The organism is Amycolatopsis sp. NPDC033938, assembly GCF_055575975.1.
This window is the reverse complement of sequence record NZ_JBVIRO010000010.1, coordinates 109,640-130,784: the sequence shown is the minus strand read 5'-3', so window position 1 is coordinate 130,784 and position 21,145 is coordinate 109,640. Positions and strand designations below refer to the sequence as shown.

Sequence of the window (21,145 nt, the reverse complement as noted above, 5' to 3'; positions counted from 1 at the left end):
CTTCACAGACGAACGGCGACCGCCCCAGCACTGATCCGGTCGCGCTGGCCGTGATGCTCCCATGAGCGAGGTCACCGTACGTGCGGACCCGCCAAACTCGTCCCCGACCAGGTACCGGAGCGGCCTCGGAGCGAAACTGTCGGGGGTCCGGCGCACTATGGAGGGCGTGGCAGACGTACTCGACCTCTTCTCCCCCGCGACCAGGGACTGGTTCACCGGGGCCTTCGCCGCGCCCACCCGCGCGCAGGAAGGGGCTTGGCGAGCCGCGCACGCCGGGGAACACGCGCTGGTCGTGGCCCCGACAGGGTCCGGTAAGACACTGTCGGCCTTCCTCTGGGCGCTGGACAGGCTGTCGGTCGAACCGCCGCCCGCCGAGCCTCGGAAACGCTGCCGTGTCCTCTATGTCTCGCCGCTGAAGGCGCTGGCTGTCGACGTGCAGCGCAACCTGCGGGCTCCGCTGGCCGGTATTTCCCAGGCGTCGCGGCGGCTGGGGCTGCCGGTGCCGGACATCGGTGTCGGCATGCGCACCGGCGACACCACGGCCGCCGAACGGCGCTCCTTCGGCAAGACACCGCCGGATGTGCTGGTCACCACGCCGGAGTCGCTGTTCCTCATCCTCACCTCCTCCGCCCGCGACTCGCTGCGCGGCGTGGAGACGGTGATCGTCGACGAGGTGCACGCGGTCGCCGGCGGCAAACGCGGCGCGCATCTGGCTCTTTCGCTCGAACGGCTCGACGCGCTGCTGGAGAAGCCTGCCCAGCGGATCGGTCTGTCGGCGACGGTCCGGCCGATCGACGAGGTCGGTTCGTTCCTCGCCGGCGGCAGGCCGGTCACCGTCGTCCAGCCGAAGCTCGCGAAGACGATCGAGGTCCGCGTCGAAGTCCCGGTCGAGGACATGTCCAATCTCGACAGTCCTCAGGGGCCGAAGCAGAACGAAGACCTCGACGCGGGCCTCGCCCGGCTGCCCGGTTCGCTGGAGGAGATCGACGGCGCACCGCGCAGGCCGTCCATCTGGCCCGCCGTGGAGGAACGGGTCCTCGAACTGATCCAGTCCCACCGGTCGACGATCGTGTTCGCCAATTCGCGGCGGCTGACCGAGCGGATGACGGCGCGGCTCAACGAACTCGTCGCGGAACGATCCGAACTGGAGCCCGACCAGCGGTACCCGGCCGAAGCGATCGGTCAGTCCGGGCTCACCACCGGCGCGGCGCCGGTGATCGCGCGGGCGCACCACGGCTCGATGTCGCGGGAGCAGCGCACCCACGTCGAAGAGGAACTCAAGACGGGCCGCCTCGCCTGTGTCGTGGCGACATCCTCCTTGGAACTGGGCATCGACATGGGCGCGGTGGATCTCGTCGTGCAGATCGAGGCGCCGCCGACGGTCGCTTCGGGTCTGCAGCGGGTCGGCCGGGCCGGGCACCAGGTCGGCGCGGTGTCGAGCGGGGTGATGTTCCCGAAGTTCCGGGGCGACCTCGTCTCCTGCGCGGTGGTCGCGGAACGGATGGCGTCCGGGGCGATCGAGGCGGTGCGGTACCCGCGCAACCCGCTGGACGTGCTCGCGCAGCAGATCGTGGCGATGGTGGCGCTGGAATCGTGGACGGTCGACGACGTGGCCTCCCTCGTCCGCCGCGCGGCGCCGTTCGCGTCCCTGCCGGATGACGCGTTGCTGGCGGTCCTCGACATGCTCGCCGGCCGGTACCCGAGCGAGGAGTTCGGTGAACTGCGCGCCCGGATCACCTGGGACAGGGTCAGCGGCGAACTGCACGGCCGTCCGGGTTCGCAGCGGCTGGCGGTGACCTCCGGTGGCACCATCCCCGATCGCGGCCTGTTCACGGTGATGACGCCGGGCGCCGACGACAAACCCGGGTCGCGGGTGGGTGAACTCGACGAGGAGATGGTCTACGAATCCCGCGTCGGGGACACGATCCTGCTCGGCACCTCCTCCTGGCGGGTCACCGACATCACCCACGACCGGGTGATCGTCGTACCCGCGCCGGGTGAGCCCGCGCGGATGCCGTTCTGGAAGGGCGACGCCCCCGGCCGTCCGCTGGAGCTGGGGCGGGCGCTGGGCGCGTTCGTCCGCGAACTGTCCACTTCGGAGCCTTCGGTGGCCAGGGAGCGCGCCGCCGTCGCCGGGCTGGACGAGTACGCGTGCGACAACCTGCTGGCGTATCTGGAAGAACAGAAGTCGGCGACCCGGCACGTCCCGAACGACAAGACCGTCCTGCTGGAACGGTTCCGCGACGAACTCGGGGACTGGCGGGTCATCCTGCACTCCCCCTTCGGCGCTCAGGTCAACGCGCCGTGGGCGCTCGCGATCGCGGCCCGGCTGCGGGAGAACCGCGGGGTCGACGCCCAGGTGGCGCATTCCGACGACGGCATCGTGCTGCGGCTGCCGGAGGCCTTGGACTCCGAGGGCTCGGAAATCACCATCGGTGTCGAAGACGTGCTGCTCGATCCGGAAGAGGTCGAGCAGCTGATCGTGGCCGAGGTCGGCGGTTCGGCGGTGTTCGCCGCCCGGTTCCGGGAATGCGCGGCACGGTCGCTGCTGCTCCCCCGCCGGGATCCGCGCCGCCGCACCCCGCTGTGGCAGCAACGGCAGCGCGCGTCGCAGCTGCTTTCGGTCGCGGCCAAGTACGAGCGGTTCCCCGTGGTGCTGGAAGCGATGCGGGAAGTCCTGCAGGACGTGTACGACGTCGGCGGGCTGCGCGAACTGATGGCCGACGTCCGGTCACGGAAGGTCAAGCTGGTCGAGGTCGAGACGCCGTCCGCGTCGCCGTTCGCGCGCAGCCTGCTCTTCGGCTACGTCGGGATGTTCCTGTACGAGACCGACGCCCCGCTCGCGGAACGGCGCGCGGCGGCGCTGGCACTGGATTCGACGCTGCTGGCCGAACTGCTCGGCACCGAGGCGATCCGGGAACTGCTGGACGCCGAGGTGGTCGCCGAGGTCGAGCGGTCGCTGCAGCGGCTCGATCCCGACAGGCACGCCCGCAACGCCGAGGAAGCCGCGGATCTGTTGCGGTTCCTCGGAGATCTCTCGATCGAGGAGGCCGCCGCGCGCGGTATCCAGCGGGAATGGCTGGAGGAACTGGAAGCCGCGCGGCGGGTGCTCCGGGTCCGCATCGGCGGCGGTGAACGCTTCATCGCCATCGAGGACGCGGGCCGGGTGCGGGACGCGCTGGGCACCGCGCTGCCCGTCGGCGTGCCGGAAGCGTTCACGGAACCGGTCGAGGACCCGGTCGGTGACCTGCTGTCGCGCTACTCGCGCAGTCGTGGCCCGTTCAGTGCCCGGCAGGCCGCCGAGCGGTTCGGGCTGGGCACGGCCGTGGTCACCGGCGTGCTGGACAGGCTGACCGCGCAAGGCAGGCTGGTGCGGGGTGAGCTGAGCCCGGTCGGCCATCCGGAAACCCACGGCGTCGGGGTGGAGTTCTGCGACGCGTCGGTGCTGCGCCGGCTCCGGAGGGCGTCACTGGCGCGGCTGCGTGCCGAGGTCGAACCGGTCGAACCGGCGGCCCTGGGGCGGTTCCTGCCGTCCTGGCACGGCATCGGCGCGCGAGTGCGTTCGGCGCCGACGGCGGACGACGTGCTGTCCGTGGTCGAGCAGCTGGCCGGGGCCCCGCTGCCGGCGAGCGCGGTCGAGTCGCTGATCCTGCCGAGCCGGTTGCCCGGCTACACGCCGTCGCTGCTCGACGAACTGACCACGGCGGGCGAGGTCACCTGGTGCGGATGCGGTTCCCTGTCCGGCGGGGACGGCTGGCTGGCGCTCGCGCCGACGGACGTCGCCGATCTGCTGCTTCCCGACCTCGACGACGATCTGCCCTCCGGTCCGCTCCACGAGGCCATTCTGTCCACTTTGGAGGGTGGGGCGCAGTTCTTCCGCCAGCTCGTGGACCGGGCGTCACCGTTGGTCGAAACCCCGCCCAACGACGGTGAAGTCGTTGCCGCACTGTGGGATCTGGTGTGGGCAGGGTTGGTCACCGGGGACACGCTTGGCCCGTTGCGGGCGCAGGTCTCCGGTTCGGGCGCGGCGCACAAGCCACGACGGCAGGCTCCTCGCGGCCGGTACGCGCGGCTTCGGGCCGGAAGGCCGGCGATGCCGTCGCGCACCGGTCCACCGACGGTCGCCGGACGCTGGGCGCTGACCCCGGAACGCGCACCGGACCCGACCAGACGTGCGCTCGCGCGGACGGAGGCGTTCCTGGAACGGCACGGCGTCCTCACCCGCGGCGCGCTCGACACCGAGCGGGTGACCGGCGGTTTTTCCGGGATCTACAAGGTTTTGCGCGGGATGGAGGACTCGGGCCAGGTCGTCCGTGGCTACGTCGTCGAGGGACTCGGAGCCGCGCAGTTCGCGGCGAAGGGCGCCGTCGACAGGCTGCGCGCGCAGTCCGGGAACCAGCGCACCACCCGGGAGGGGGCGGTCGTGCTCGCCGCCGCCGACCCGGCCCAGCCTTACGGCGCCGCGTTGCCGTGGCCTGCCGCGACGGGTGACACAAAGCACCGTCCCGCAAGGAAAGCGGGCGCGCTGGCGGTGCTCGTGGACGGTGTCCCGGCGATGTACGTCGAACGTGGTGGCCGGTCGCTGCTGAGTTTCACCGAGGATCAGGAGACCTTGCGGTCGGCCGCGCGGGCACTGTCCACAGCGGTACGGGAAGGCTGGCTGGGGCAGCTCGCGGTGCAGAAGGCCGACGGTGAAGTGGCGCTCACCTCCGAGCTGTCGGCGGTGCTCCAGGAGGCGGGATTCCGGGCGACTCCGAAGGGCCTGCGCCTGCGGGCCTAGAATTGCCGCTCAGGCCAGTGGAGAAGGACGTTCGAACATGGTGATGCGCGACCTGCGCTACTTCGGGGATCCCGTGCTCAAGACCGTATGCGACCCGGTCACGAAATTCGACAAGAAGATCGAGTCGCTGGTCACCGACCTGATGGACGGGGTGAAACCGGCCGGACGCGCGGGTCTCGCGGCGCCGCAGATCGGGGTCGGCCTTCGCGTGTTCAGCTACGACGTCGGCGGGCTGACCGGATACGTGATCAACCCGGAGCTCGTCGAGCTTTCCGAGGAGACACACGAGATCGGCGAGGGCTGCCTTTCCGTGCCGGAACTGTGGTTCCCGGTCGTCCGCGCGAAGCGGGCCGTCGTGCGCGGTGTCGACTTGCGCAACGAACCGGTCGAGGTCGAAGGCGTCGACGTGCTCGCGCAGTGCCTGCAGCACGAGACCGACCACCTCGACGGCAAGCTGTACCTGGACCGGCTCACCCCCGAGCGCAAGAAGCGCGCGCTGGGCGAGGCCCGCGGCAAAGACTGGTTCTGGAAGCGCTGACCTCCCCTCGCGTTGAGAACCGCATCAAGAGGACTGAACGCGGGGGTTGGGGAGCGTGAAGCGCAGGGTGCCGGACTCGCCGGGGAGGCGTTCGGGGCGGAGCCCCGCCCTGGCCGCGGTGCGGTAGAGGGAGTCGTCGCCGGGAAGGCAGACGGCGGCGAGTTCGCGTTCCCCCTTGGCCGTGGCGAGAACGGCGAGCCGGGCGAGCAAGGCCGTGCCGACGCCCTGGCGCTGCCAGGAATCCTCGACCAGGAGCGAGACTTCGGCCGCCCCGCCGCCGGCGGCCGGGATCAACTGGCCGAGACCGATCACGTCGCGGCCGCAGACAGCGAGCAGGCTCACCCCGCGCGGCGGCATCAGGAGCCGGTGCAGCCAGCGACGCGGCACGGCGCGCAGCCCCGTGTGGTACCGGTGGAAAAGCGTGGTCATCGAGCATCTCTGGTGCAGTGCGGACACCGCCTCCGCGTCACCGGGCACACCCTTGCGCAGGACGATCGCGGCGCCGTCGGGCCGGTCGAGCACGATCGGTCCGGTCACGTTGTCGCGGACGGCCGTCATCAGGCCGATCAGCGCGACGGCCCGGCTCAGTTCCAGTTCGACGAAGGGCGACCACCGGCGGCGAGCGACGAACGCGGTTCCGTCCCCGGCGGGGAACACCGCCCGATGCCCGCCCTCCGTCCGCGCGGGGTTGGCCTCGATGGAGGGAACCTTCGTGACGACATCGGCCGCGAGGACGCCGCGAAGCACCTCCGCGAGTCCGCCGGGATCCTCGACGGCTTGTTTGGCCGCGGTGAACGTCGCGGTGGCCGGATCGACCAGTTCGGCCAGGTCGGCGTCGATGACGGCGGAGCATTCGCAGCCTTCGTCGCGGATCGCGTCGATGAGCAGTTGCCGGGGCAGGCCCGCGGCGGGCCGCAGGACGATCTCGTCCAGCACGCCACCGGGGACCGGCAGCACCGAGAGCCCGAGGATGTTGCACTCGAGGTCGGCCAGCCTGATCGCGATCCTGGCGAGGGTGCCCGGCCGGTCGTCCACGCGGATCCGGACCCGCCAGGCGGACGCGGCCGCCGTCTCTTCACCGGGATGGACCTGGGTGGGCCGGATTCGATAGGTCTCCATGGCCTCAACGGTCCCCGCCGGTTGTTGCCTGCCCACGGCGCCGGTGTTTCGCTCAGGTCAGCGTTCGGCACCACCGCGCAACCCCGGCGAAACACTCAGCGCGGGGAAAGCACGCTGAACTCGTTGCCCTCCGGGTCTGCCATGGCCTCGCCGTGTGCCCCTGTCGCGCCGAGTTCCCGCAGGCGCCGGACCTCGGCGGCCCGGCTTCCGCCTCGCCGCGGCGCGAGCTCGAACCGCAGCCGGTTCCGGTGCCGTTTCTCGTCCTCGGTGGCGAGGAATTCGAGCCAGGGACCGCGACCGCCCGGCGGCCGCAGGCCCACGATCGTCGCCTCCCGGACGGCGATCTCCCAGCCGAGCGCGGCCGCCCAGAACCGCGCGAGCCGCTCCGGGGCACGGGCATCGATGACGATCGAGGCGATCGCCCCGGTGCCCGCGTACTGCTCGCGGGGTTCGAGGACACAGAACTCGTTGCCCTCGGGATCCGCCAGTACCACCCACGGCACCCGTTTCTCCTCCGGCGGGCCCTGGCCGACGTCGATGTGCCGTGCGCCGAGGGACAGCGCACGGTCCACCAGTCCGGCCTGATGTTCCGGCGAGCGGCTCGCCAGATCCAGATGCAGCCGGTTCTTGCCCTGTTTGGGCCCGGCCTCGGAGCGGAAGGCCGGGTCGAACGGGGCATCCCAGCTGAACAGCCCTTCCCAGAAACCCGCCAGATCTCTGGGAAGGGCCGAGTCGAAGACCAGGTTCACCAGGCGTGTCACCACGCCGGTGAACCTAGACGGCACCACCGACACTTTTGACCGGTTTGGCTTCCCCACCGACCGGTCATCGGGTCGCGAGCCGCAGAAGGGCCCAGAGTTGTCCCGCCATGTCCTGGTCTCCGCTGACCGTCACCGCCGTCGGACCCGCCCGGCCCCAGAGCCAGCGGTAGATCTTGTCCGGATGTCCGGTGACCAGATCGTCCGCGCGCTGGGCGTCCTCGGCCGAGCATCGCCAGGCGACCGTTTCCGTCGGCCCGGCCCTGGCGATCCAGTGGTGGCCCGCGGTGCGCACACCGACCGATCCGCTCTTCGTCCCGGACAGTCCCAGCAACGGCAGCCGCTGGCCGAACCAGAGCGCCAGCGCCTCGTCGATCCCGTCGAGTGCCACGTCTTCCGGGATCTCCGAAACGTCCCGCCCGGCCGCGCTCTCCGCGTCGATCCGGTGGATCGTCGCCTCGTGCGCCATCCGCCGCCGCCAGAACCCGTAGCTGCGGTCCGCCGGCCACCAGGTCGGCGCCGGTTCGTCCGCGTCGTGCGCGGACAGTTCGGCGACGAGTTCGTCCCGGCCCTGGCGGAAGTACTCGTCCAGGGTCTGGCCAGGCCCAGGTTTGCGCTGCCAGTGCTCGGGACGGCGCCCGTCGGTGATCCACCGGCGGGTGACCCGGTACACGCTGCCCACGTGCCGGAGCACCTCGCCGAGTGTCCAGCCGGGGCAGGTCGGGACCGGCGCGTCGGCGGACGCGTGGTGCGCCACCTGAGCCATCAGCTCGGTTTCGGCGCCGATCACCTCCAGGAACCTGCCCTGGTCGATCATGGCCTGCCCGGCCATCGGCCTCCCCCTCTCCGTGGCGCGCTAGGCCACATGCGCCGAATCACCCATCGGCAGCCCGTGCACCACCCGCCGGACCAGTTCCAGGAACACCGTGGCGGCCTTCGCCAGCCCGTCCGCCAGTTCGACGGTGACCTTGCCCGTGATACCCGCCTGCGCGGCGGCCCGCGTCGCGGAGTTGGCCGCGAAGAACGCCGCCCACTCCTTCAGCTCCGGCGCGACGGATTCGAGCAGCACCCAGCCGCTCGCCGGCCGGGCCCGGCCCCGGTGCGGACGGCCACGGGCCTCCAGAACCGCCGCCGCGCCCCGCAACGCGGCGAGGTACGCGCCGATGAACCGCTCCGCGGGATCGCTCTCCCGCTCTGCTTCGCCAAGGCCTCGCCTTGCCTGTGCGTACAAGGAGACCGCCGCGGGTGGTGCCGGCGGGCGCAACGACATCGGCAGGGCGGGCTGCGCGGAGCCCCCCGGCCTCTCGGCTTCGTCAGGGGACACGACCGAAACGGACATGACGACCCTCCTCCTGTACGTGAGCGCCGGCCGGTGCCCGGCGCCGAGGCGCTTCCCCCGCCCCCGCGCCGGGCACCTACCGGTGCGCGCTCACCGAATGTCGAACGTCTGTTCGAACAAGTCCAATGTAACCCCGAAGTGGCCCTTTCTTCAACCCCGGCCGCCTCGACCCCGTAACGGGGCGATCGCCGCATGTGGTGCGGGACACGGGATCGGTCACGTGATCTCATAGCTCCATGAGCACCATCGACCAGTCCGGCCATCCCTCGGTGGCCAAGGTCGCGGCCGCGCTCGCCGAGGCGGGTCAGCAGGCCGCCGCGGACGGGATCCGGATCCTCCCCGCCGAAGTCCGCACGGCCGCGCAAGCCGCCGAAGCACTCGGTGTCGAGGTCGGCGCGATCGCGAACAGCCTCGTGTTCCGCAGCCGCACCGGCGACACGGAGACGGCCCTGCTCGCCCTGACCTCCGGCGCGCACCGCGCCGACACCGGGCTGCTGGCCACGCTGACCGGCGCAGACGAGATCGGCAAGGCGAACGCGGACTTCGTCCGTGAGCACACCGGGCAGCCGATCGGCGGCGTCGCCCCGGTCGGTCACCCGAAGGCGTTGACCACCCTCGTCGACACCGCGTTGCGCGCCCACGACGTCGTCTGGGCCGCCGCCGGGCATCCGAAGTCCGTGTTCCCCACGACGTTCGAGGAGCTGGTCGCGCTGACCGGGGGTACTCCCGCGGCCGTCGCGGGCGGCGGGCAGGATGGACGCCCGTGACCGCGATGTCCTCGGAATGCACCCGCTACGTCCAGTTGTCCGCGGACGAGTTCCGCGCCCGGCTCCCCGAGGCGCTGACCATCTACGTCAACGCCATGCGCTACCCCGAAGGCACGGCGGAACAACGCGCGCCGATGTGGCTCACGCACGCGCTGCGCGAGGGCTGGCGCTGCATGGCCGCGCTCGACGCGGACGGCGTCCTGCTCGGGCTCGCCTACGGCTACAAGGGCCGCGGCGGCCAGTGGTGGCATGAGCAGGTCCGCCACGGCCTGACCCGCCGTGAGGGCCAGGCCGCCGCCGAGCACTGGATGTCCGACTACTTCGAGCTCACCGAGATCCACGTCAGCCCCGAAAGCCAGGGGAAGCGGATCGGCGAGGACCTCCTGCGACGGCTGCTCGACGGCGTGCCCAACGCCCACGTCCTCCTTTCCACGCCGGAAGGCACCAGCCGGGCCTGGAACCTGTACCGGCGCGTCGGATTCGTCGATGTGCTGCGGGACTACCACTTCGCCGGGGATCCGCGGGCGTTCGCGATCCTCGGCCGGACGCTGCCCCTTTAAGGCCTCGTATAGGCGACGGCGAGCGCGGCGATGAGCACCGCCGCGCCGCACCAGCCCACGGCGCCGAGCCGTTCCCCGAGCACGGCCATGGACAGCAGCGCGGCGGTCAGCGGTTCGAGCAGGGCGGACAACGCGGCCAGTACGGGATGCGCGCTTTCCAGACCGCGGAAGTACGCGGCGTACGCCAGCGCCGTGGGCACGACACCGAAGTACAGGACGAGCGCGAGAACGTCAGCGTGCAGCGGCACCGCCATCCCGAACCACGCCGCGGCGGGGGCGAGCACGGCGCCGCCGATCAGGCAGCCGAAAGCCGTGGTGGGCAAGGGATCCAGCCCCTCGACGCGGGTCGCGGTCACCAGGGTCAGCGCGGCGAACCCGGCCGCGGCGAGCAAGGCGAACAACACTCCGGCGACGTCGACTTTCTCGCCGGGTGTCCACTGCAGCAGCGCGAGTCCGGTGAGGGAACCGGTCAGGGACACCAAGGTCCAGCGCGTGGGGAGTTTCCTGGTCCTGACGACCGTCACGACGGCGAGCAGCACGGGCGCGCTGCCGATGGTGGTCATCGTCGCGACGCTCACCGAACTCAGTGAGACAGCGGCGAAGTAGCTGGTCTGGAAGAGGGCGAACAGGCCGCCGACCGCCAGGAGGCGACGGCGGACCTCTCGCGTGCGCGGAAGGCCGCGGAGACCGCCGGTGAGCCAGAGGTAGCCGGTGGCGATCACGCCGCCGATCAGCAGCCGGTACGCGGCGACACTCAGCGGATGGAGTCCCGCGCGGGACGCCAGCAGGGATCCGGCGAGGCCGCCGGTCCCCCAGAGGACACCGGCGAGAACGAGCGCGGCCGACGATCGGGCGCGCGTGGGTACGGCAACGGACATGGGGAAACGCTCCTGCGTCTGTGTCTGTCGGAAAGGACGTCGACGACGCGGGGTGCTTCAGTGCAGCACGGATCGGCCGGGCGGCTGGAACGCCGCGCGGCCGGAGACACCCCGCTCAGGAAGCGGGGGGTGGGGTGACGAGAAAGATCCGGTGCACGGGCCGAACGTATCAAGGAGGTGGCGGTGGGCGCACGTGAATTGAGGCACGGCGGTGTCGAGAGTGTTGAGCGTCGGTGAATCTTCGCCTGGGTTCGCGGGAGGATCCGGGACGGTGAGTGTCCTGATTCCTTCATCGAGTAGTCGGCCACTTGCGACGGTCAGCACCGCGAACCAAGAGGAAAAGATGCCATGAAAGGTCCTTTCCTTGCAAAATTTGCAAGGAAAGGACCTTTCATGGCACTACCGGACGCGAGACGGATCAGTCCAGCGCCGCCAGCATCTCCCGCAGCGTGTCCAGCCCCATCCCGCCGAGCGCCAGCGCCCGCGTGTGGAACTGCTTGATGTCGAACGCGTCGCCCTGCCGGGCGCGGGCCTCCTCACGCGCGGCGAGCCACAGGCGTTCGCCGAGTTTGTACGACGGCGCCTGCCCTGGCCAGCCCAGGTAGCGGTCGATCTCGTCGTGTACGTGGGCCGGGTCGGTGACCGTACGGGTGAGCATGAACTCCAGGCCCAGTTCCGGCGTCCACCGCTCGCCCTCGTGGAATCCGGTCCCGGCCGGGATCTCCAGTTCCAGGTGCATGCCGATGTCGACGATCACGCGCGCGGCGCGGAACAGTTGCTCGGACAGCATGCCGAACAGTTCGCCGTCGTCGTCGAGGAACCCGAGGCCCTCCATGAGCCGCTCGGAGTACAGCGCCCAGCCCTCGGCGTGCCCGGAGGTGAACGCCAGCAAGCGCTGGTACTTGTTGAGCGACTCCGACTGGTCCACCGCGGTCGCGATCTGCAGGTGATGCCCCGGCGCGCCCTCGTGGTAGACGGTGCTGACCTCGCGCCAGGTGGTGAACTCGTCCCGGCCCTGCGGCAGCGACCACCACATGCGGCCGGGACGGGAGAAGTCCTCGCTCGGGCCGGTGTAGTACGCGCCGACGGTGCCACCGGGCGGGGCGATCTTGCACTCCAGCGCCATCACCCGGTCGGAGATGTCGAAATGCTTGCCACGCAACGACTTCAGCGCGTTATCGGAGAGGTTCTGCATCCAGGCCTGGAATTCCGCCCGGCCGCGCACGACGTACTTGGGGTCGGCGTCGAGGACGGCGGCCGCCTCGGCGAGGGTCGCGCCGGGTTTGATCCGGCCGGCGACCTCGCGCATCTCCGTCTCGATACGGGTGAACTCGGCCCATCCCCAGGCATAGGCCTCGTCCAGATCGAAGGTGGCTCCGGTGAACAACCGGGACCACAGCCGGTAGACCTCGGCGCCGACGGCGTCCTTGACCGGCGCCAGCGGAGCGAGTTCGGCGCGGAGGAAGCCGGCGAACTCCGCGTACGCCTCCTGTGCGGCGTTGGCGGCCTGGTCGAGTTCGGCGCGGAGCTTGTCGGACACGTCCTTCGCACCCGAGACCAACGTGCTGAAGAACCCGGTCTCGTCCTTGAGCCCGGCCCAGGTCTCCGCCTGCTCGGCGACCTTGCTGACCTGGCGCAACGCCGACACCCGGCCGGCGCCCGCGGCCGCGAGCAGCGAGGCACGGAGACCGTCGAGCGCCTCGGGCACCCTCGCCATCCGGGCGGCGATCGTCGCCCAGTCCTTTTCGGTGTCGGTGGGCATGAAGTCGAAGACCATGCGCAGTTCCTGGACGGGGCTTTCGATCACGTTCAGCGCCGCGATGTCGAGACCCGCGTCGTGGATCTCCAGCTGCAGCCCGATCCGCTCGGTGAACACCGCCTTGGCCGCGCGCTCGCCGTCGTCGGCGGGTTGGGCCGCTTCGATGTCGGCCAGCGCGCGGGCTGCGATGGCGGCCCGCGCCGCGTGCCCGGCGGGCGAGTAGTCGGTCAGCTGGTCGTCGTATCCGGAGATGCCGAACGTGGTCGCGGCGACCGGGTCGGCCGCGGCGTACTCGTCGACGTACCGGTCACAGATCTGGTGCACACTTTGCGCGGTCGAAGCCATGCCCGGCACGCTACCGGGATGCCGGGCCACTTCGGTACGGAGTTACGCCCTGGCCGGGACCAGGCCGAGCCTGCTGACCACCTCGCGCGTGGCCTTGGACCGGTTGAACGTGTAAAAGTGCAGGTCGGGGACGCCTTCGGCGATGAGCCGCTCGCAGAGTTCGGTCACCGTGTCGATACCCGCCGCGCGGAAGGCCTTCGGGTCGTCGGCCAGCGGTTCGAGCCGGTCCAGCAGCCGCCGCGGCGCGGGCGCGCCGGACAGCTTGATCGACGTGTGCAGGGTCCGCAGCGTGGTCAGCGGCATGATGCCGGGGATGACCAGCGCCTCGCAGCCGGTGGCCGCGACCCTGTCCCGCAGGCGGAGGAAGTCTTCGGGCTCGAAGAACAGCTGCGCGATCGCGAAATCCGCGCCCGCGCGGAGCTTGCGCACGAGGTACTCGGTGTCGGCTTCGAGGTTCGCCGACCTCGGGTGACCGTACGGGAACGCCGAGACGCCGACGCAGAAGTCACCGAGTGACCGCACCAGTTCGACGAGTTCCTCGGCGTAGTTGAGCCCCTCCGGATGCGGGACCCAGTCGCCGTAGACGTCGCCCGGCGGGTCACCCCGCAGCGCGAGGATGTTCCGCACGCCGACGGCGGCGTACCAGCCGATGACGTTGCGCAGCTCCGAGACCGAGTGGTTCACGGCGGTGAGGTGCGCCATCGGCACCAGCGTGGTCTCGGTGGCGACGCGGGCGATGCTGCGGATCGTGCCGTCGCGGCTGGACCCGCCGGCGCCGTAGGTGATCGACATGTACGCCGGGTCCAGTGGCTCGAGTTCACGGATCGACTTCCACAGCACGGCCTCGTCGGCCGCGTCGCGAGGCGGGAAGAACTCGATGGAGAACACGGGTCCATCACCCTGCAACCGCTCGACCACCGACGTCATACCGCCATGTTAAGGGGGAAAGTCCGCTGGCTGGGAGCCCCCTCTCAGGCAATGGACATGCGACTTCAGCCACTCTCGAGCGGTTGCCGAGTGGCGTGAGCCTGGGGAGACTCGGGGGCGAGCACAGGGAGCCGCCATGAGCGCCGAAACCGACACCAGCTGGGACGAGGACGTCCGCGTCGCGGTCTACCGCGCGTTCGCCGAGCACGGGAGGCCGCCGACGGCACCGGAACTGGCCGACGCCGCCCACGGATCGCTCGCGGTGGCGAAACAGGCGCTCCACCGGCTCGCCGAGCAGCGGCATCTGGTGCTCGACGCCCGTGAGCACGTCGTGATGGCGCATCCGTTCGCGGCGATCCCGCTGGGGTTCTCCGTGATGGGCGAGCGGACGCTGTGGTGGGGCGGCTGCGCGTGGGACGCGTTCGCGATCCCGCATCTGGTCAAGGCCGAACCCGAGGTGCTGGTGTCCACGCGCTGCCGCGGCTGCGGTGAACCGCAGGCGTTGATGGTGAACGACCAGGCACCACCGAAGGGTGATCTGGTCGCGCATTTCCTGGTGCCGGCGGCGCGGATGTGGGACGACGTGGTGCACACGTGCGCCAACCAGCGGCTGTTCTGCGGTGAGTCCTGTGTGGACGGATGGCTCACGGAAACGGGACAGGACAAGGGCTACGTCATGGATCTCGCGACGCTGTGGCGACTCGCGGCCGGTTGGTACGAGGGCAGGCTCGACCACGGGTACACCCGCCGGGACCCGGCCTCCGCGGCGGCGTACTTCGCGAAGGCCGGGCTGAGCGGCCCGTTCTGGAGTTAGATCAAGAACCGCAGTGCGGCGGTGACGACGACGCCGCAGAGGATCGCGGCGAGTACCGGCACGCGCAGTACGTAGGTCACCGCGATCGCGGCCAGTCCGGCGCAGAGCGTCCAGTCGACCCCGGACCAGGCCGGACCGGTCACGTCGGTGAGCACGAGACCGGCCAGGAGCGCGGGTGCGAGCAGTGCGATGACCCCGGCCAGCCGCGGCGGCAGTTGCCGGTCGCCGAGCAGGACCGGACCCGCCGCCTTGAACCCGATGCTGACCAGCGCGACGGCGACGATGGCGATCCAGAGTGTCATCGCCGGGCCCCCGATCCCACCAGCGCCGCCGCCGAAGCTCCGATCAGCGCGAGCCCCACCGGGACGAACAGCACCAGCACGCCGGCGAGACAGGCGGCGAGCGCCGCCGTCCAGACCGCCTCACGCGACCGGCGGAGCTCGTCGATGAGCAGGACCAGGAAGAAGCCTGGGAACACGACGTCGAGCCCGAAGCGCGCGACGATGTCCGGTGACGGGGCGGCGAGGACACCCAGCACGGTGCCCAGAACCCACGCGGGTAGCTGGACGAGCGTGCAGCCGATGAGCTTCTCGCGGTCGAAGCGCCCGCCGCCGAGGTGGGCGGCGACCCACGAGCCGTCGACGACGGCCTGGCCCTCCCACGCGCGGCGCAGGCGCCCGCCGCGCAGGTCCGCGGCGACGGCGGCGCCCATCGGCAGGAACCGGGCGTTGATCAGGGCCGCGGCGCCGACCGCCACGGCGATGTTGCCGCCGCCCGCGAGCGCGGTGGCCATCGCGAACTGGGCCGAGCCGGAGAACACGATGATCGACGCGACGATCGGGGCCGCGATCCCCCACGCCAGAGTCTGACTGTAGGCGCCGAAGGTGACACCGAGGACGAAGGTCGCGACACCCAGTCCGAGCCCGACTCGGGCGCCGGACAGATAGTGCTGCCGGAGCGTGGTCATACAACCGAGCCTAACAAGCTAAACTGAGTTTGACCATTAGGAGGACCTGTGGACGACCACTGGGACGGGTACGACAGCATCGGCGGGAGCGTGCCGTTGGACCTGGTCAACACCGTTTCGTGGCGACGCGATCCCAGCAGGCGGAACGACCGGCTTTCGGATCCGGCGCGGCTGTCCGAATGGGTCGTCCTGGTGGGCGCGGGTAGCGAACGGCTGGAGATCTCCGAAGCCGTCCTGGAGACGGTGAAGGCGTTCCGCGAGACGCTCTACCGCGTGCTCGTCTCGGATCCGCCGGACCTCACGGCGCTGCGAAAGCCCCTGATCGAGGCGTACCGGCACGCGTCACTCCCATCGTCCTTGCCGCTGCGGTGGGTGGTGCCCTTGGAGAACGGCGACGCGCTGCCGCACTTTCTCACGCTCGCGACCGAGGACCTGCTGCGCTCGGAAGCACTCGATCGGGTCCGGGAGTGCGAAGGACCGGGGTGCGGCTGGGTCTTCACCGATCACACGCGCAACCGGTCGCGACGCTGGTGCAGCTCGTCGGACTGCGGAAACCGGGCGCGGGCGAAGCGGCACTACGACAAGACCCGCGTCTAGTCCTCTCAATGCGGCGAGTTCCGCCACATTCGACGGCACCCGGCTGGGTCACGAAGGCGTCCTTCCCGGAGGATGTGGGCATGGACACGTCCGCCTACGACGCCGATCTGCCCGCCCACGTCGAGCGGGCGCTGGCGGGGTTCCTCGAGCGCGCCGGTGCCGAAATCCGTCGCACCGAACCGAGTGTCGGCGTCGGGATCGACGCACTGGCCGGGTTCGTGCTGGGCGGCGGCAAACGCCTGCGCCCCACGTTCGCCTGGTGGGGCTGGCGCGGCGCGGGCGGCGATCCGGCGGGGCCGGACGTCGAAGGCGTGCTGCAGGCGGTGGCGAGCCTGGAGCTGATCCAGGCGTGCGCGCTGATCCACGACGACCTCATCGATTCCTCCGATTCGCGCCGCGGTTCGCCGACGGTGCACATCGCGGGCGCGAAACTCCACGCCGACAGCGGCTGGCTGGGTTCGCCGAGCACGTTCGGGCTCGCGACCGCCGTCCTGGTCGGCGATCTCGCCCTGGCCTGGGCCGACGACATGTTCGGCGAGGCCCCGTTGCCGCCCGCGACACTCGCCGCCGCACGCCCGGCGTGGCGCGCGATGCGCACCGAGGTGCTCGCCGGGCAGTACCTCGACGTCCGCACGCAGGCCACCGGTGACGCCTCCCCCGAGGCCGCGCTGCACATCTGCAAGCTCAAGACGGCCGCGTACACCGTCCAGCGCCCGCTCCACCTCGGTGCCGCGCTCGGCGGCGCCGACGAGGCCCTGATCGCGACGCTGCGCGAGTTCGGTGACGAGGTCGGTGTGGCGTTCCAGCTGCGGGACGATCTGCTCGGCGTGTTCGGCGACCCGTCGGTCACCGGGAAACCGGCGGGCGACGACCTGCGCGAGGGCAAGCGCACCCTGCTGGTCGCGCTGGGTCTCCAGCGCGCGGCCGAGCAGGGCAAGGACGCCGCCGCACGGGTCATCTCCGAAGCCATCGGCGACGCGCACCTGTCCGAGGACGCCGTCGAAAGCGTGCGCGAGGCGCTGCAGGACGTCGGCGCGGTCGACGCGGTGGAACGCCGGATCGACGAACTCACCGAGTCCGCGATGGCGGCGCTGGACCGCGCGCATCTGGCCGAACCCGCCCCCGCCGCGCTGACCGGACTGGTCGTCAAGGCGACCCAGCGGACCTACTGATGCGCACTGTCACCGGTCCGAGTGACCACGTGGTGGTGATCGGTGGCGGGCTCGCCGGGCTGTCGGCGACGCTGCACCTGCTCGGCGCCGGACGCCGGGTGACGCTGCTGGAGCAGGACAAGGCCCCCGGCGGCCGCGCCGGGCAAGCGAACTTCGGCGGCAACACCGTCGACACCGGCGCCAGCGTGCTGACCATGCCGGAGCTGCTCGACGAGGCCTTCGCGGCGGTCGGCGAATCACTGACGGACAACCTGACGCTGACCCGGCTCGACCCGGCCTATCGCGCCCGGTTCGCCGACGGCAGCACGATCGCCGTGCACACCGACGCGGCCGCCATGGAGGCCGAGATCCGCGCGGCCGCCGGCCCGGCCGAAGCCGAGGGTTACCGCCGTTTGAGGCGCTGGCTGACCGAGCTGTACGCGGTGCAGAAGGACCACTTCATCGGCGCGAACTTCGACTCCCCGCTCGATCTCGTGCGCCCGGAACTGGCGAAGCTGGCCGCGCTGGGCGGATTCGGCAGGCTCGGCCCGAAGATCGGCGGTTTCCTGCGCGACGACCGGGTGCGCCGCCTGTTCTCCTTCCAGGCGCTCTACGCGGGCCTCGACCCGGCCCGCGCGATCGGCGCGTACGGCGTCATCTCCTTCATGGACACCGTCGGCGGTGTCTACTACCCGGCGGGCGGGATGGGCGAGGTCGCGCGGGCGCTGACGGGTGCCGCCGAACGGGCCGGTGCGGACGTGCGGTTCGGCACCGAAGCCGCCTGGCTGGAACGGGTTTCCTCGCGGGTGCGCGCGGTGCGGACCCGCTCGGGTGAGCGGATCCCTTGTGACACCGTGGTTCTCGCGACCGAACTCGGCACCGCGTACCGGTTGCTCGGCGCCCGCCCCCGGCGCCCGCTGCCGCTGCGGTACTCGCCTTCGGCCGTCGTCCTGCACGGGCACGCGCCGAAATCGTGGCCGGATTTGGGCCACCACACCATCTTCTTCGGCCACGCCTGGGAAAAGACGTTTTCGGAGATCATCCGCGAGGGCAAGCTGATGAGCGACCCTTCCCTGCTGGTGACCCGGCCGACCGCGACCGAACCCGGACTCGCCCCCGGTGGCGATCAGGTGATCTCGGTGCTGGCACCGGCGCCGAACCTGCGCCGCGGCAAGATCGACTGGGACCGGGTCGGGCCCGCTTATCGCACGGAACTGCTGCGCACGCTGGAAAAGCGCGGCCTCATCGGCTTCGCGGACGAGTTCGCCGTCGACGAGATGATCACCCCGGCGGGCTGGGCGGAGCGCGGGCTCACCGCGGGCACCCCGTTCTCGCTCGCACACACTTTCGCCCAGACCGGTCCGTTCCGGCCGGGGAATCTGGTGCGGGCGGCGGAAAACGTCGTACTCGCCGGATGCGGGACCACCCCGGGCGTCGGCATCCCGCCGGTGGTGATCTCCGGCAGGCTCGCGGCGGAACGGGTCACCGGGCGATGAACGAACTCGACGCCGCGGGGATCACCGGACCGGCGTTGCGGGCCGCGTACACCGCGTGCCGCCGGATCAACGCGCGCCATGGCCGCACCTTCTTCCTCGCGACCCGGCTGCTGCCACCGCGGGCGCGGCCGTTCGCGCACGCGCTGTACGGCTTCGCGCGGATGACGGACGACCTGGTCGACAATCCCGCTCCCGGCACCGATCCCGCGGCCGCGCTGGATGAGATCGCCGATATCGCGGTGCGGGTCTTCGACGGTGCCGCTCCCGCCGATCCGGTGCCGGCCGCGTTCGCCGACACCGTGCGCCGCCACGAGCTGGACCGCGGCCTGTTCGACGCGTTCCTGCGGTCCATGGCGATGGACCTCAAGATCACCGAATACGCGACCTACGCCGATCTCAAGGAGTACATCCACGGTTCGGCCGAAGTGATCGGCCTGCAGATGCTGCCGGTTTTGGGCACCGTCGTCCCGATCGCCGAGGCCGAGCCCGCCGCCGCCGCACTGGGCGAGGCGTTCCAGCTGACCAATTTCCTGCGTGACATCGGCGAGGACCTCGACCGGGGCAGGCTTTACCTGCCCACCAAGGAGCTGGCCGCGTTCGGCGTCGACCGCGAACTGCTCGAGTGGTCGCGTTCCCGAGGGCTGCCGGATCGGCGGGTGCGGCGCGCGCTCGCCGTGGCGGTGGCGCGCAACCGGGCGGTGTACCGCCGCGCGGAAGCGGGAATCCCGTTGCTGCGCGAGGAATCCCGGGCCTGCGTGCGGACCGCGCTCGTTCTCTACGAAGGCATCCTCGACGAGATCGTGGCGCTCGATTACGCCGTGCTGAACACCCGCGCGGTCGTGCCGCGCCGCCGCCGGGCGGGGGTCGCCTTGCCGGGTCTACTGACGAGCGCGTGGAGCAACTCCAGGCTTAGGGTGCGGTCATGACCACTGCTGCGAACAGGAAGATCCGGATCGGCGTCCAGCTGCAGCCGCAGCACGCCGAGTACAAGGCGATCCGCCGGGCGGCCTCGGAGGCCGAAGACCTCGGTGTGGACATCGTGTTCAACTGGGACCACTTCTACCCGCTGTTCGGCGATCCCGACGGCCTGCACTACGAATGCTGGACGATGCTGGGTGCCTGGGCGGAATCCACGTCGCGGGTCGAGATCGGCGCGCTGGTGACATGCAACAGCTACCGCAACCCCGAACTGCTGGCCGACATGGCCCGCACCGTCGACCACATCTCCGACGGACGGCTCATCCTCGGCATCGGCTCCGGCTGGTTCGAGAAGGACTACGACGAGTACGGCTACGAGTTCGGCACCGCGGGCGGACGGCTCGACAACCTCGCCGAGGCGCTCCCGCGGATCGAGAGCAGGCTCGGCAAACTGAACCCGGCGCCGACCCGCAAGATCCCGGTGCTGATCGGTGGCGGCGGCGAGAAGAAGACACTGCGCCTGGTCGCGAAGCACGCCGACATCTGGCACGGCTTCGGCGACCCGGAGGTCGTCGAGCGCAAGGTCAAGATCCTCGACCAGCACTGCGCCGACGTCGGCCGGGACCCGAAGGAGATCGAGCGTTCGGTCGCCGTCGACGGCGACCCCGAGGAACTGGGCCCGAAGCTGCTGGAGCTGGGTGTCTCGCTGTTCACCGTGGCGACCGGTGGCCCGGACTACAACCTCGACAAGCTGCGCGCGTGGACGCAGTGGCGGGACAAGCAGTCCTGAGGTTCTTTCGCGTGCAATGAAAGGTCCTTTCCTTGCAAAATTTGCGAGGAAAGGACCTTTCCTGGCGTTCAGGACCGACCACGCCGGTGAGCCGCCACCCGCTCCCGGGTCGCGCACCGCGTCGAGCAGTACCGGCGCGGGCTCCCTCCCCCCAAGTGCGCGAAGGGCTTCCCACAGCCCGAAGCCGCACACAGCCCGCCCGGCGGCGCCTGGCGATCCGCCAGCAGTACCGCGAGCGCCAGCGCGGACGACGTCACCAGCCACGCACCCCACGGCCCGTCGTCGTCGGCGTCCACGTGCAGATGCCAGCCGAACCCGTCGGCGTGATCGGTCAGCCGCGGCGGATGCGCGTACCGGGTCAGCAGCCGGTTGAGCACCCCGGCCGCCTCCGCGGCATCCCGCGCCGCGAACACCTCACGCAGCTCCCATGCCGCCTCGCGCAACGACGTCAGGTCCGAAGGGCTCAGCTCCACGTCGGTCTCACCGTGCGCCGCCAGGACGGAACGGACCGAAGAAACCGAGGGTTCGGGCGAGAGCAGGACCTCCAGGAGATCCACCGCCCGCTGCGCCGCCGTCCGCGCCGAGCGGCCCGGCAGGAAATCCCGCTGCGCTGAAGTCATATCCCACTGTAACGTCTTTTTC

General features: G+C 70.8%; 20 protein-coding genes. 10 read left to right on the top strand and 10 right to left on the bottom strand.

All coding sequences use genetic code 11. From position 1 onward, the window contains the following. Positions 1 to 157 precede the first annotated feature (157 nt). Together ACZ5ZX_RS24435 and def are read left to right on the top strand one after the other, a co-directional pair. Positions 158 to 4,780 (top strand): ATP-dependent helicase, encoded by a 4,623-nt coding sequence (locus ACZ5ZX_RS24435; RefSeq protein ID WP_465504301.1) that lies wholly within the window; start codon positions 158 to 160, stop codon positions 4,778 to 4,780. A gap of 37 nt (positions 4,781 to 4,817) precedes the next feature. Then, positions 4,818 to 5,318, top strand: a complete 501-nt coding sequence (gene def / locus ACZ5ZX_RS24430) for a peptide deformylase (RefSeq protein ID WP_044854209.1) — start codon at positions 4,818 to 4,820, stop codon at positions 5,316 to 5,318. Between the two features lie 24 nt (positions 5,319 to 5,342). Here the strand turns inward: def and ACZ5ZX_RS24425 are convergent, their stop codons facing one another. The 4 genes from ACZ5ZX_RS24425 to ACZ5ZX_RS24410 form a co-directional block, all read right to left on the bottom strand. Beyond that, positions 5,343 to 6,437, bottom strand: coding sequence for a GNAT family N-acetyltransferase (locus tag ACZ5ZX_RS24425; protein ID WP_465504300.1), 1,095 nt, complete (start codon positions 6,435 to 6,437; stop codon positions 5,343 to 5,345). A gap of 95 nt (positions 6,438 to 6,532) precedes the next feature. Further along, a complete protein-coding gene (locus tag ACZ5ZX_RS24420; protein WP_465504299.1) occupies positions 6,533 to 7,201 on the bottom strand; it encodes a VOC family protein in 669 nt (222 codons plus the stop codon). 61 nt (positions 7,202 to 7,262) lie between these two features. Continuing rightward, positions 7,263 to 8,027, bottom strand: coding sequence for a maleylpyruvate isomerase family mycothiol-dependent enzyme (locus tag ACZ5ZX_RS24415; RefSeq protein ID WP_465504298.1), 765 nt, complete (start codon positions 8,025 to 8,027; stop codon positions 7,263 to 7,265). Positions 8,028 to 8,051: 24 nt separating this feature from the next. Continuing rightward, positions 8,052 to 8,534 (bottom strand): SAV_6107 family HEPN domain-containing protein, encoded by a 483-nt coding sequence (locus tag ACZ5ZX_RS24410; RefSeq protein WP_465504297.1) that lies wholly within the window; start codon positions 8,532 to 8,534, stop codon positions 8,052 to 8,054. Between the two features lie 236 nt (positions 8,535 to 8,770). Here ACZ5ZX_RS24410 and ACZ5ZX_RS24405 point away from each other — a divergent pair, with 236 nt between their 5' ends. Then, complete coding sequence (locus ACZ5ZX_RS24405; protein WP_465504296.1) at positions 8,771 to 9,301, top strand: YbaK/EbsC family protein; 531 nt, start codon at positions 8,771 to 8,773, stop codon at positions 9,299 to 9,301. Beyond that, positions 9,298 to 9,861: a GNAT family N-acetyltransferase gene (locus ACZ5ZX_RS24400; RefSeq protein WP_037304242.1), complete on the top strand. Its 564-nt coding sequence runs from the start codon at positions 9,298 to 9,300 to the stop codon at positions 9,859 to 9,861. The genes ACZ5ZX_RS24405 and ACZ5ZX_RS24400 overlap by 4 nt, the downstream gene beginning before the upstream one ends. On the opposite strand, the gene ACZ5ZX_RS24395 is transcribed toward ACZ5ZX_RS24400, so the two are convergent. From ACZ5ZX_RS24395 to metF, 3 genes are all read right to left on the bottom strand, one after another. Further along, entirely contained in the window at positions 9,858 to 10,739 is an 882-nt protein-coding gene (locus ACZ5ZX_RS24395) for a DMT family transporter (protein ID WP_465504295.1), read from the bottom strand. The two genes, ACZ5ZX_RS24400 and ACZ5ZX_RS24395, sit on opposite strands and share 4 nt — an antisense overlap. Positions 10,740 to 11,157: 418 nt before the next feature. Beyond that, positions 11,158 to 12,843, bottom strand: a complete 1,686-nt coding sequence (locus ACZ5ZX_RS24390; RefSeq protein ID WP_465504294.1) for a DUF885 domain-containing protein — start codon at positions 12,841 to 12,843, stop codon at positions 11,158 to 11,160. 42 nt (positions 12,844 to 12,885) lie between these two features. Further along, complete coding sequence (gene metF / locus ACZ5ZX_RS24385; RefSeq protein ID WP_465504293.1) at positions 12,886 to 13,770, bottom strand: methylenetetrahydrofolate reductase [NAD(P)H]; 885 nt, start codon at positions 13,768 to 13,770, stop codon at positions 12,886 to 12,888. A 136-nt stretch (positions 13,771 to 13,906) separates the two neighbouring features. Here metF and merB point away from each other — a divergent pair, with 136 nt between their 5' ends. Continuing rightward, on the top strand, positions 13,907 to 14,584 hold the full coding sequence (merB, locus tag ACZ5ZX_RS24380) for an organomercurial lyase (RefSeq protein ID WP_465504292.1): 678 nt from the start codon (positions 13,907 to 13,909) through the stop codon (positions 14,582 to 14,584). Here the strand turns inward: merB and ACZ5ZX_RS24375 are convergent. Together ACZ5ZX_RS24375 and ACZ5ZX_RS24370 are read right to left on the bottom strand one after the other, a co-directional pair. Then, a complete protein-coding gene (locus ACZ5ZX_RS24375; protein ID WP_465504291.1) occupies positions 14,581 to 14,886 on the bottom strand; it encodes an AzlD domain-containing protein in 306 nt (101 codons plus the stop codon). The genes merB and ACZ5ZX_RS24375 overlap by 4 nt on opposite strands. Continuing rightward, positions 14,883 to 15,551, bottom strand: coding sequence for an AzlC family ABC transporter permease (locus ACZ5ZX_RS24370; RefSeq protein ID WP_465504290.1), 669 nt, complete (start codon positions 15,549 to 15,551; stop codon positions 14,883 to 14,885). The genes ACZ5ZX_RS24375 and ACZ5ZX_RS24370 overlap by 4 nt, the downstream gene beginning before the upstream one ends. Before the next feature lie 48 nt (positions 15,552 to 15,599). Between ACZ5ZX_RS24370 and ACZ5ZX_RS24365 the strand changes: the two genes are divergently transcribed. The 5 genes from ACZ5ZX_RS24365 (at position 15,600) to ACZ5ZX_RS24345 (ending at position 20,503) form a co-directional block, all read left to right on the top strand. Beyond that, positions 15,600 to 16,148: a CGNR zinc finger domain-containing protein gene (locus tag ACZ5ZX_RS24365; RefSeq protein ID WP_465504289.1), complete on the top strand. Its 549-nt coding sequence runs from the start codon at positions 15,600 to 15,602 to the stop codon at positions 16,146 to 16,148. A gap of 80 nt (positions 16,149 to 16,228) precedes the next feature. Beyond that, positions 16,229 to 17,320 (top strand): polyprenyl synthetase family protein, encoded by a 1,092-nt coding sequence (locus tag ACZ5ZX_RS24360; RefSeq protein WP_465504288.1) that lies wholly within the window; start codon positions 16,229 to 16,231, stop codon positions 17,318 to 17,320. Beyond that, complete coding sequence (gene crtI, locus ACZ5ZX_RS24355; RefSeq protein ID WP_465504287.1) at positions 17,320 to 18,795, top strand: phytoene desaturase family protein; 1,476 nt, start codon at positions 17,320 to 17,322, stop codon at positions 18,793 to 18,795. Before ACZ5ZX_RS24360 ends, crtI begins: the two co-directional genes overlap by 1 nt. Then, the gene (locus tag ACZ5ZX_RS24350) at positions 18,792 to 19,721 is read left to right on the top strand and encodes a phytoene/squalene synthase family protein (protein ID WP_465504286.1); all 930 of its coding nucleotides are present in this window, start codon (positions 18,792 to 18,794) and stop codon (positions 19,719 to 19,721) included. The genes crtI and ACZ5ZX_RS24350 overlap by 4 nt, the downstream gene beginning before the upstream one ends. Further along, positions 19,718 to 20,503: an LLM class F420-dependent oxidoreductase gene (locus tag ACZ5ZX_RS24345; RefSeq protein ID WP_465504285.1), complete on the top strand. Its 786-nt coding sequence runs from the start codon at positions 19,718 to 19,720 to the stop codon at positions 20,501 to 20,503. The genes ACZ5ZX_RS24350 and ACZ5ZX_RS24345 overlap by 4 nt, the downstream gene beginning before the upstream one ends. A gap of 68 nt (positions 20,504 to 20,571) precedes the next feature. Here ACZ5ZX_RS24345 and ACZ5ZX_RS24340 read toward each other — a convergent pair whose 3' ends face one another. Beyond that, a complete protein-coding gene (locus ACZ5ZX_RS24340; protein ID WP_465504284.1) occupies positions 20,572 to 21,123 on the bottom strand; it encodes a CGNR zinc finger domain-containing protein in 552 nt (183 codons plus the stop codon). Between the last annotated feature and the right edge of the window lie 22 nt (positions 21,124 to 21,145).